This is a genomic window from Terriglobus sp. YAF25 (assembly GCF_052113305.1).
Taxonomy (GTDB): Bacteria; Acidobacteriota; Terriglobia; order Terriglobales; family Acidobacteriaceae; genus Terriglobus.
In genome coordinates, this window is record NZ_JBFRCY010000080.1 from 1 (window position 1) to 9866 (window position 9866).

Consider the following 9866-nt stretch of genomic DNA (forward strand, 5'->3'; position numbering starts at 1 on the left):
GAGCAGCAGGGAAGCGATGCGGCCGGAGGCTCCTGTCACCGCATGCCGCAGATAGAGGATCATCGCTGCTGATCCCACCAGAAAGACAATGACCAGCGCCAAAATGAGGCGCCCAGCCCGTCCGCTTCGCTTCTGTTGCTCAACCATGGCAAGAAGTTGGATGCGCGTTTTTCATGGTGGCTGAACAGAAAATTGCATCTAATGAAAGTAGTAAGGAGAAAGGTAGAAAAATGTTCGCCCCCTTGAAATCTTCTCTTCGTGTTGTGCTTTTATGTGCGGCTGCCACTGCGATTACCGCATATGCGCAACCGGGTCACGGTGGCCTGCCGCCCGGTCAGGCTAAAAAGATGGACGGCGGAATCCCGCCAGGCCAGGCTAAGAAGATGGATCGCGGCGATCTCCCACCGGGCCAGGCCAAAAAGATGGACTGGCGCTTCCGCGGTGACGAGCGTGAACACTTCCGTGGATATTACGAGCAGGATGCTCGTCGGTGGCAAAGTCGTCGTCGCCCGAACTTCTATGCCGGCTATGCAGTCCCTCGTACCTATGTGATACAGACGGTACCTCCGGCCTACTACAGCGGCCTGCAGCCGCCTCCCCCGGGATACCGGTATGGCTACTACGAGGGCTATGTAGTGGCCTATAACCCGACTACCCGCGTCATCGCCGATGTGGTGGACCTGGTGGGAGCTCTATCCGGCCGCTAGGAAGACGATATTGTCCGCAATAGAAAAGCACCGCTTATCGCGGTGCTTTTCTATTATGTGAACACCTGTTGAGCCTTCGTACTCGCGGTTGAACTCGTAGCGATGACGATGGCGCTCGCTGATCTCGGTTGCTCCGTACGCTTTGGCGGCCAGCGAATCCGGTTCCATCACGCAGGTCCAGGCGCCCAGGCGCATGGTGCCGCCCATCTCTTCCACTCCGATTAGTTCGCGCAGCTTATAGATGATGCGGTGCGGCGTCGCGGGGTCAAATTCGCCCGAGTTGGCTCCGGCCAGACCGCAGACGTTGCGGGCGTATTCGATGCAGGCGGTCTGCATACCCAGACAGATACCGAAGTAGGGAACTCTCTCTTCGCGCGCATAACGAATGGCGTTGAGCATGCCCTCGATGCCGCGCTTGCCGAAGCCGCCGGGCACCAGGATGCCGTCGAAGTCCCGCAACTGCTCACGATAGCTGGCGTCTTCGGTCTCCAGGCCTTCGGCTTCAATCCAGGTAACGCGCAGCTTCAGGTTGTGATGCAGAGCTCCGTGGATCAGGGCTTCCTTCAGCGACTTGTAACTGTCCTCGTACTCCACATACTTGCCGACGATGCCTATGTGGACCTCGTCCTTGGGATTGTGGGCGCGGTGCACCAGGTCCCGCCATTTGGAGATGTCGGCAGGCTTGGCGTCGATGCGCAGGTACTTCAGGATCAGTTCATCGGCCTTCTCAGCCGCGAAGGCCAGGGGCAGCTCATAGATGGTCTCGACATCGCGGGCGGCGATGACGGCAGCCTCCTCCACGTTGCAGAAGAGGGCGATCTTCGAGCGCATGTCGCGAGGCAGGTTGCGCTCGCTGCGGCAGAGCAGCACATCCGGCTGGATACCGATGGAGAGCATCTCCTTAACGGAATGCTGCGTGGGCTTGGTCTTCAGCTCCTGCGCGGCGGCGATCCAGGGAACCAGGGTCACGTGGACGAAGCAGGTATTGTCGCGTCCAAGATCCTGCCGCATCTGGCGGATGGCTTCGAGGAAGGGCAGCGATTCAATGTCGCCGACCGTACCGCCGATTTCGACGATGGCGATGTCGCAGTCGGCTGCGACCTTACGCATGGCGCTCTTGATCTCATTGGTGACGTGGGGAATCACCTGCACGGTCTTGCCCAGGTAGTCGCCGCGGCGCTCCTTGGTAATGACCTGCTCATAGATACGGCCGCTGGTAAGGTTGTTGTCGCGCGACAGCCGGGCATGGGTGAAGCGCTCATAGTGGCCCAGGTCAAGGTCGGTCTCGGCTCCATCGTCGGTGACAAAGACCTCGCCGTGCTGAAAAGGGGACATGGTGCCGGGGTCGACGTTCAGGTAGGGGTCAAACTTCATGAGGTTGACCCTAAGACCACGCGCCTCCAGCAGGCTGCCGATTGAGGCAGCAGAAAGCCCCTTACCCAGGGAAGACACGACTCCGCCCGTTACAAAGATGTATTTCGCTGACATCTCCGCCTCCACATATTCAGTTGTTCAGGATTGGCTCCGCAGGGGTGCACGATCCATTATAGCTGGTTTCGCTGAAGACAAAACGGCTCCGGAGGTTCGCTCCGGAGCCGCTGTGGTGTCACCCAACCGTTGTTGAGGTGCCGGGGGAGGGCAACTCGAACGAAACCGGGGGAGGGCTATTAGAAGTTGAACGACACCTGCCCGTTGATTGTGCGTGGCGAAACAAAGTGTGTTCCGCTGAACGTCGACAAAAAGTTATAGAGTGCGAACTTGTTTGTCAGATTCACAACTGCCAGGCTTATGTTCGTTTTGATTCGGTCTTTATGGAAAAGGTTGTCCCATCCCAGACCGGCATCGAACATCGTGCGCGGAGCGATGCGGGGCGGGTTGCGGTCATCGTTCTCCGTCCCCGGCGCCGGCATGGAGACCAGAGGTGAGGAAAGCAGGTTAGGGGCGCAGCTCGAGAGCGGAGCGTTCATCGTGGCGCGCACTCCGTTGCAGGTCAGCGCGATCTGCTGCTGCTGATCAGCGGTCAGGTAGGTCAGATCCACTGGACTAGTGGTATCGGTGGCGAAGGGTGCATTGCCGGCGACCAGACCGCTCTCATACCGCCAGGTCAGGCCAGCCCATCCACCTTCCTTCTTCGGCTGCCATTGCAGATGCGTGGTCTGCTGGAAGGCCTGGTCATGATCGATACGGAAGACGGTAGCATCGGTCACGCCGGGGTCGTTGAACAGAATGCCGCCAACCTCCGGCCCGAAGAAGCGGGAACGGGTATGACCCAGAACAGAGTAAGCCGAGAAGCCTTTGACGTTCGGTACGTTGACCTTGATACCGAAACCATCGATCTTCGACTTCTTCCACTGGATCGGGAAGGCCAGCGGCGTGTTGAACAATACGCTGAAGTCGAAGTCACGGTCGGTGTACTTCCAGAAGTACTCCCCGCTGACGACGAAGTGCTTGCCGAAGCCCTGCTCGAAGCCGACGTTGTACTGGTCGCGGCCGCCAGGTTTCAACGCTTCTGCGGCGAAGACACCGTTGGAGAGGCCGCCGACGCCGGTCGAGCTCGATGCGATGAGGTTCTCGTTATACGGAGTCAGGAACAGCTTGCCGTAGCCGGCGCGCAGTACCGTGTTGGTCTGCTTGACCTGGTAGCTGAGACCGAGACGCGGCTGCACCATCGACCGGCTGCTCAGGCCGCTATAGTTGTCCGCACGGACTCCAAGCTGCAGCTCGATACCGCGCCACAGCAGCGAGTCCTGCGCGTAGACAGCCTCTTGCTTGACATCGGTACGGCCGTTGAAGCGGTAGAGAGAGCCGCCGCGGGTCAGGTCGTAGGGAGCAAGGTTTGGGTTATAGCTGGCGCTGGTGGGATCGTTATAGCTGGGGTCGGTGATGCCCAGCGAGAAGCCCTCATGCAGAAAGGTGTGGTAGAAGTTGGCGCCTACCTTCAGCGTGTTAATGCCTTTGGTCCAGGAGAAGTCAGTCTTGATGCCGGCGTTCTGCAGGCGGCGCGACTGTGACAGCGTCGCCGGCAGATCGTTGAAGACGTTGTCCGACGGATAGTAGTGGAAGTTGTCCTGGCGAAGGTACGGGTTCACGCTGAACAGCATGCTGGGGTTGAGCACGTGGGTCCAGCTCGGCGAAATGTTGTAGCTCAGGATCTTGGCGCGCTGATCTTGTCCGGCGGCTTCCTGGTCGTATTGGTTTGGTGTCTGGAACCACGAGCGAGATGCAGAGAGGTTGAGCTGGAAGGTATCGCGGTCGTCGGGTTTGAAGTCGAAGCGATCGAAGAAGTTCTGGTTGTTGCCGTGCGCATGCAGCGGACGGAACTCCGGCGTATCCAGATAGCGGCCGCTGTTGACGCCGTCGAGGCTGACGAAGTTGCCGAAGTGCTGGGTGCCGATGCCGACTGCCCCGGAGAGCGTTGCCGATCCGAAGCTGCCATAGCTGGCCGAGATGGTTCCAGTTGGATGCTTGGAGTCGAGTCCGGAACGGGTCGTGGTCTGCACCACCAGGCTGGCCTTATCGCCGTACTCTGCCGGGGGAATGCCCTCAATCACATTGACCGACTGAATGGCATTCACGCTGAGTTGGTTGCCGAAGACGCGGCTCTGCTGGTCGCTGACCGGCTGGCCGTCGATGGAGTAGGTGGTGTCGGCGTGCTCGCCCATCGGATGGAAGAGGCCGTTCGAGTCCGAGGCGATGCCCGGTGTGCTGAGTGTAATCAGCGAGCTGAGCGGAGCGGCTGTGCTCTCGGTCGGCAGCTTCTCATAGAGACTGCGGTCGATAGCGGTGCTGGCAACCGGATCGCGGTTAATCAGGTCTTCGGCATCGGCTTCGACCGTCACGACCTCATTTCCGGCAAAGACGGCCAGATGGAAGTCGAGTGAGGCAGCGGCCGCGGAACGCAGCTGCACGTCCGAGGCCTGCGGCTGAAATCCCTGTGCGGCGGCACTGGCGTGGTAGCGGCCGAAGGGAAGATTGCTGACGGTGTAGCGGCCATCGCTGCCGGTGGTGGCGGTCTGGGCATGACCGCTGACCGGGTTAGTGATGGTGACCAATGCGCCGGAGATTACTGCTCCGGTGGAATCGGAAACAATGCCACTGACACTGCCCGCCGTACCCTGGGCGTATACGCGAGCGGAAAGCAGAACAATTCCGCTCAGTACGAGCAGAAAAAGCTTCTTCATGGGAACTCCTGTCTTCTGGTGAAAAACGCGCCATGTAAGGGAGCCTTCGCTGATGAGCGATGGCAGCCCTTGCCTACAGAGCGAACGTTGTTACGGAAGGAGGAGGACGGCTGGCCAGTCCATGCGCCCAAAGCAGACGGCGGCGCGTATCGATGGCGGGTCCCTGTACCGTACCCACCTGCTCCACAGCTTCAGGAGCAACATGCAGGGAACTGGGCAGCGCCGAGTGCATGGCCACGCATAACGGGCAATGATCGGTGGGTGCAGACTGGCGCTGATCGCGCGACTGCTTCACTAAATCTGGGTGCGTGTGGCACAGCTCAACTGTGCTGGCCACCATGATCAGGAGCATGCACAACACGGCAACCCAGCGCATCCATGTGCGCCGCTCGCCAGTATTGATCTGTCGTAGCATGCTCATAGCACTGACCGTATCACAGTTGCGAAAGCACACACGATACGTCTAATCGTGTGGCTGCCTATGTTCAAGACGTTTCTACATACGAAAATGTCGCGCTCCCTGGCCCTTATCTTCTGCCTGAGCAGTGGTTTGGCTTGCCTAAGCTGCGATCTGGCTGTCGCTCAGCAGCCTTATAACGGCCCCCAGCGCACCCATCTCATCCTGAAAGACGGCAGTTACCAGGTAGTGACCAGCTACCGCATCTCCGGCAAAAACGTTGTCTACACCTCGGCTGAGCGTGGCGGAAGCCAGGAAGAGATACCTTCCAACCTGATTGATTGGGAGGCGACCGAGAGATACCAGAAGGATCACGCTCCCGGCGCTGCTCAGGCTGCACAAAATAAGGTGCAACTCGACCCCGAGCTCCAGAAGGAGGAGGCTGACCTGCGCGCCAGGACTCCTGAGGTAGCACCCAATCTGCGTCTGCCGGAGGACACCTCGGCCCTTGCTTTGGATACGTTCCACGGCACGCCGGAGCTGGTGCCGCTGGTTCAGTCCTCTGGAGAGCTGAATAAGCAGACGGCGCACAACATCCTGAAGGCCGCCATTAACCCGCTTTCTACCTCGCACCAGGTTGTGGAGCTGAAGGGCCCGCGCTCGCCCATCCAACTGCATGTGCCCGATGGCCCGCTGTATATCCGTGTCGGTGACGACGATACGGACGGGCCCTCGAACGCCTTCGAGGTCAACACTCACGGCGCCAAACAGCAGCAGGTCTCGATGGGCGGATCGGACAAGAGCACCTACGTCATCGTTCGCTGCGATGTGCGCCGTGATGTGCGCATCGTCTCCAGCTTCAACATCTCGATGATCGGCACCACCAAGCGGCAGGAGGATGTGATCCCCACCACGGTCGAGATGCTACCCGGCGGCCACTGGCTGAAGCTCACGCCAAAGGAGCAGCTAGACTTCGGCGAGTACGCCCTGATGGAGATCCTCAACGAGAAAGAGATCAACCTTGGCGTATGGGACTTCGGCGTTCACCCCAACGCCCCCGAAAACCGCGAGGCGATTAAGCCGCAGGAACGGAAGAAGGCGACGCTGGGGATACGGAAACCAATTGAATAAAGCAGTTGCTGGATGCTAGTTGCTGGTTGCTAGTTGGAAAACAACCAGCAGCGACAACTAGCAACTAGGAACCAGCAACTAGCAACTTGATATGGGCTACATGGTGTTTCGAGTGCCAGGCGTAGATCAGCGTGAGCACTTCCACCGTCCGTGGCTCAGCTTCTTCGGGATGCTGCAGCAGGCGCTGCCACTGAGTGTCGTCGAGTGATTCGAGAACCGTGGCCCAGCGGGTATGAAGGGCTTTGAGGAGGTCGACACTGACGGCCACGTCAAGACTGGCGTCCGGCAGCTCTRCCCAGGCCTTCTCGTCGTAGGGGCGAATCACGGGCTTCTCTTCCGTCAACGCCAGCTTCAGCCGTGTAATGGCGTTCAGGTGCGAGTCAGCGATGTGATGCACCAGCTGACGTATTGTCCATCCGCCTTCGCGATAAGGAGTATCGAGCTGTGCTTCGCTCAGCCGGCCGAGCGCGGCGGTGAGCTTCTTCGGAAGTGCGGCAATCTCAGCGATCGCTTCCTTACGGTGCGCGGGCGTGATGGTTTCAGGACGTGAAAACGTCCCGATGGGATAACGCAGATCGGCGACAGCAGTGGTCATGCGCTCACGGTAGCATGGGCATATGCGGGTGATTTCGCGGAAGTTTCGATGGGTTCTATTGGCTCTGGCGATAGGTGCTTCCACGCTGGTGCACGCCCAGGGAAAGCTCGGCTTCGATCGCAACGACTATCCTGGAGACGCCGCTCTGCGCGCCGCAAAATCGCGCTTCGCCTTCACCGGCTACTGGCTTAACAATCCTCCCGGGGAGACCCGTAATACCTGGGGCGGCAAGCGCGAGACCATCCGCGGCTTGGGCTATGGTTTTCTGATCCTCTGGAACGGAAAGCGAGACGCCCAGATCAAGGCTGCCGCGACACGCGGTGTTAAGCCTGAGCAACTGGGCAAACGGGAAGGTGCTGCGGCRGTTGCGGCCGCGAAGCGTGAAGGTTTCCCCGCAGGTGCAGTGATCTTTCTGGACCTGGAAGAGGGGGGACGCCTGTTCGAAGAACAGCGCGCCTACACGCTGGGATGGACAGAGGCAGTGGCAGCCGCGGGATATACCCCCGGAGTCTACTGCAGCGGACAGCCGGTGGATGAGGGTGGTGGTGTCCACATCACCACGGCCGAAGATATCTCCACCTGGGTGAAGAAGCTTAAGCTGCACGAGGTCGTGCTGTGGGTGTGGCAGGATACCTGCGCTCCGGCTGGGCCTGCGCCCGGTTGTGTGTTGAACGCACCGAGGCTAAGCGACAGCGGAACTCCGAATGCGACGGTGTGGCAGTTTGCCCAGTCTCCACGGCGCCCCGAGAATACGGCGAGCTGCGCGAAGACGTACGCCCGCGATGGGGARTGCTATGTCCCCGAGATGCCGGGAGTGCATCTCGATTTAAATGTCAGCAACTCCTCTGACCCTTCCAGAGGACGCTGACAACAATCTCTTTTTGAGGCGTTGGGGATTACGCCCAGGAGTCTGACCGTTCACGTCGCAGGACCCGATCGTTGACTGCGGCTGGGGTTAGACCGTCCACCTTAGGGGTGTATCGCACATGGCCACGATCCCGGCTGTAGACGGTGTACTCACACTGAGAACACGCCCACGGAAAGAGCCGGAAGATTTGGCAAAAGTACCGTTGCAGGGCCGTTTCCGTCCCCCGGCGGTTGAAGTGGCCTTGGCGGCAGTTGGGGCAAATAGCCGTCGCAGGATTGCGCATCATGCAGCTAAACATTCTCCTTCGCCGGATTTGGGGATAGTGGTGCAAGTATTGGGCCAAAGCGCAAACCTCTGATTTCACGTGATTTCAACTTTGTTATCGGCAGCCGGGACGAAAAAATTAGGGGGACGGGCGGCAGATTTTTCCGCGGCGAGTGGAACGAAGTGACCGGGACCGGAAGGGTTGGGTGACAGGTCCCGGAGGGTTAGAGCATTTTTCTTGTGGGTAGTAGTGGAGGGCTTGTGCATCTATGGGCGTTTTCCGCAATGAAAACGCCAATGCACGCTTTTCCCGGGATACCCAGCAACAGGAAAAACGCTCTAAAGTGACAAATATGGATCCGCAGCCGCAGCTTTCTCGCATACTTGCGATCGATATCGGGGACACCTTTGTCGGTCTCGCCATGACGGACCGGTTGGGGGTGACGATTGAGCCTCTGTTCACGCTGCGGCGCAGCCGGCTGAAAGACGATGCAAGGAACATCGCTCGTCTTGTCCGCAAGCATGAGATCACCGAGATCGTTGCCGGGCTGCCGCTCAATATGGACGGGACCGAAGGGAAACGTGCCCTCGCATCGCGGGAGTTTGCCACGGCTGTTGCACAGGCTACCGGCATTGCCGTGGTCTGTTTCGACGAGCGGCTGACGACCCGCGAGGCTCACGAACGGTTGAACCAGGCAGGCTATGGGACGCGGAACCGCAAAGAGGTGCTGGACCAGGTGGCGGCTGTCGTTCTGCTCGAAAGCTACCTTGCCGAGAAGGCTTACCGGGCGGCCCGCGAAACGCCCCCCGTCGTATAATCAGGTTTCCAAGGACTAGCCGCATGCGGGCGCTGCCCACGCGTGGTTCCAACAGCGCGCGGGGAAGCGCTTATTTCATTTCAAAGGCTCTAAGCGAAATGCCCGAACATATCAAAAAGAGGCTCGAAGAAGAGATCAAGCAGTTGGAGTACGAGCTGACGACCGAGCTGCCGGCTGAGATCAAGAAGGCGGTTGCCCTTGGCGACCTGAGCGAGAACGCCGAGTACCACATGGCCAAGCAGCGGCAGGAGTTTGTGAACGCCCGCCTCGGCCAGTTGAAGAAGCGTATGGCCGAGTTGTCGCTGGTCAACCTGGCGAATATTCCCAACGACAAGGTCGGTTTTGGCTCTACCGTGGTCGTTTTTGATTCCAGTAAGGACGAAGAGCTGACCTATAAGCTGGTTACCAGCGAGGAGTCGGACGTGTCCAAGGGGCTGATCTCGACAACCTCGCCAATCGGCCGCTCTCTGGTGGGTAGGGAAGTCGGCGATGTCGCCACCGTAGTTACTCCCAGCGGCAAGCGCGAGTTGGAGATCCTGAAGCTCACTACGATTCACGAAGCATCGGAATAATAGATCGGACCGGCTGAGCGCGGTTCTCCAACGGGAGCGGCGCGCCTTTATCTGCTTCCGTCCGGTGGCCCGATTTTGGCTCATTTGCCGCGGGCATTTAGACTAGAGAGCGGTAACACAATGACCTGGACAAGTGCATTTGGACGAGCCTGTGGCTGGTTGCTGCAGAAGATCGTGAACGGTCTGGCGCTCTCCCGTATCTCCCCGAACACGCTTACCTTCGTCGGTTTGATCATCAACATCGTCGCCGCCTTCTTCTTTGGATATGCGCGAAGTGCGAATGCCGATCGCATGTTTCTCTATGCCGGCCTGGTGATCATCGGTGCTGGACTC

The 9866-nt window shown here is 59.2% G+C and carries 9 protein-coding genes and 1 pseudogene; 6 read left to right on the plus strand and 4 right to left on the minus strand.

Going from position 1 to position 9866, the window contains the following annotated elements; translation table 11 throughout:
* Nucleotides 1-242 precede the first annotated feature (242 nt).
* On the plus strand, nt 243-707 hold the full coding sequence (locus AB4043_RS05050) for a hypothetical protein (RefSeq protein ID WP_442300525.1): 465 nt from the start codon (nt 243-245) through the stop codon (nt 705-707).
* Here AB4043_RS05050 and AB4043_RS05055 read toward each other — a convergent pair.
* The 3 genes from AB4043_RS05055 to AB4043_RS05065 all read right to left on the minus strand — a co-directional run bounded on the left by AB4043_RS05055 (nt 693) and on the right by AB4043_RS05065 (nt 5309).
* A complete protein-coding gene (locus AB4043_RS05055; RefSeq protein ID WP_442306605.1) occupies nt 693-2195 on the minus strand; it encodes a CTP synthase in 1503 nt (500 codons plus the stop codon). The genes AB4043_RS05050 and AB4043_RS05055 overlap by 15 nt on opposite strands.
* A 179-nt stretch (nt 2196-2374) precedes the next feature.
* Nucleotides 2375-4888, minus strand: a complete 2514-nt coding sequence (locus tag AB4043_RS05060) for a TonB-dependent receptor (protein ID WP_442300527.1) — start codon at nt 4886-4888, stop codon at nt 2375-2377.
* 73 nt (nt 4889-4961) lie between these two features.
* Complete coding sequence (locus tag AB4043_RS05065) at nt 4962-5309, minus strand: hypothetical protein (protein WP_442300528.1); 348 nt, start codon at nt 5307-5309, stop codon at nt 4962-4964.
* 129 nt (nt 5310-5438) lie between these two features.
* On the opposite strand from AB4043_RS05065, the gene AB4043_RS05070 reads away from it, so the two are divergent.
* Entirely contained in the window at nt 5439-6416 is a 978-nt protein-coding gene (locus tag AB4043_RS05070) for a hypothetical protein (RefSeq protein WP_442306606.1), read from the plus strand.
* A gap of 64 nt (nt 6417-6480) precedes the next feature.
* On the opposite strand, the gene AB4043_RS05075 is transcribed toward AB4043_RS05070, so the two are convergent.
* Entirely contained in the window at nt 6481-7011 is a 531-nt protein-coding gene (locus tag AB4043_RS05075; protein WP_442306607.1) for a YfiT family bacillithiol transferase, read from the minus strand.
* A gap of 22 nt (nt 7012-7033) precedes the next feature.
* On the opposite strand from AB4043_RS05075, the gene AB4043_RS05080 reads away from it, so the two are divergent.
* The 4 genes and pseudogenes from AB4043_RS05080 to AB4043_RS05095 all read left to right on the plus strand — a co-directional run.
* On the plus strand, nt 7034-7879 hold the full coding sequence (locus AB4043_RS05080; RefSeq protein WP_442300531.1) for a glycoside hydrolase domain-containing protein: 846 nt from the start codon (nt 7034-7036) through the stop codon (nt 7877-7879).
* 617 nt (nt 7880-8496) lie between these two features.
* The gene (ruvX, locus tag AB4043_RS05085) at nt 8497-8961 is read left to right on the plus strand and encodes a Holliday junction resolvase RuvX (RefSeq protein ID WP_442300649.1); all 465 of its coding nucleotides are present in this window, start codon (nt 8497-8499) and stop codon (nt 8959-8961) included.
* Nucleotides 8962-9059: 98 nt separating this feature from the next.
* On the plus strand, nt 9060-9533 hold the full coding sequence (locus AB4043_RS05090) for a GreA/GreB family elongation factor (protein WP_442300532.1): 474 nt from the start codon (nt 9060-9062) through the stop codon (nt 9531-9533).
* Nucleotides 9534-9653: 120 nt separating this feature from the next.
* A pseudogene (locus tag AB4043_RS05095) lies at nt 9654-9866 on the plus strand (CDP-alcohol phosphatidyltransferase family protein); the annotation flags it as partial.

Bases quoted from the DNA above. Each gene is read 5' to 3' on its own strand.
- AB4043_RS05055 (WP_442306605.1), bottom strand. From the start codon at position 2,195: ATGTCAGCGAAATACATCTTTGTAACGGGCGGAGTCGTGTCTTCCCTG.
- ruvX (WP_442300649.1), top strand. From the start codon at position 8,497: ATGGATCCGCAGCCGCAGCTTTCTCGCATACTTGCGATCGATATCGGG.
- AB4043_RS05060 (WP_442300527.1), bottom strand. From the start codon at position 4,888: ATGAAGAAGCTTTTTCTGCTCGTACTGAGCGGAATTGTTCTGCTTTCC.
- AB4043_RS05090 (WP_442300532.1), top strand. From the start codon at position 9,060: ATGCCCGAACATATCAAAAAGAGGCTCGAAGAAGAGATCAAGCAGTTG.
- AB4043_RS05065 (WP_442300528.1), bottom strand. From the start codon at position 5,309: ATGAGCATGCTACGACAGATCAATACTGGCGAGCGGCGCACATGGATG.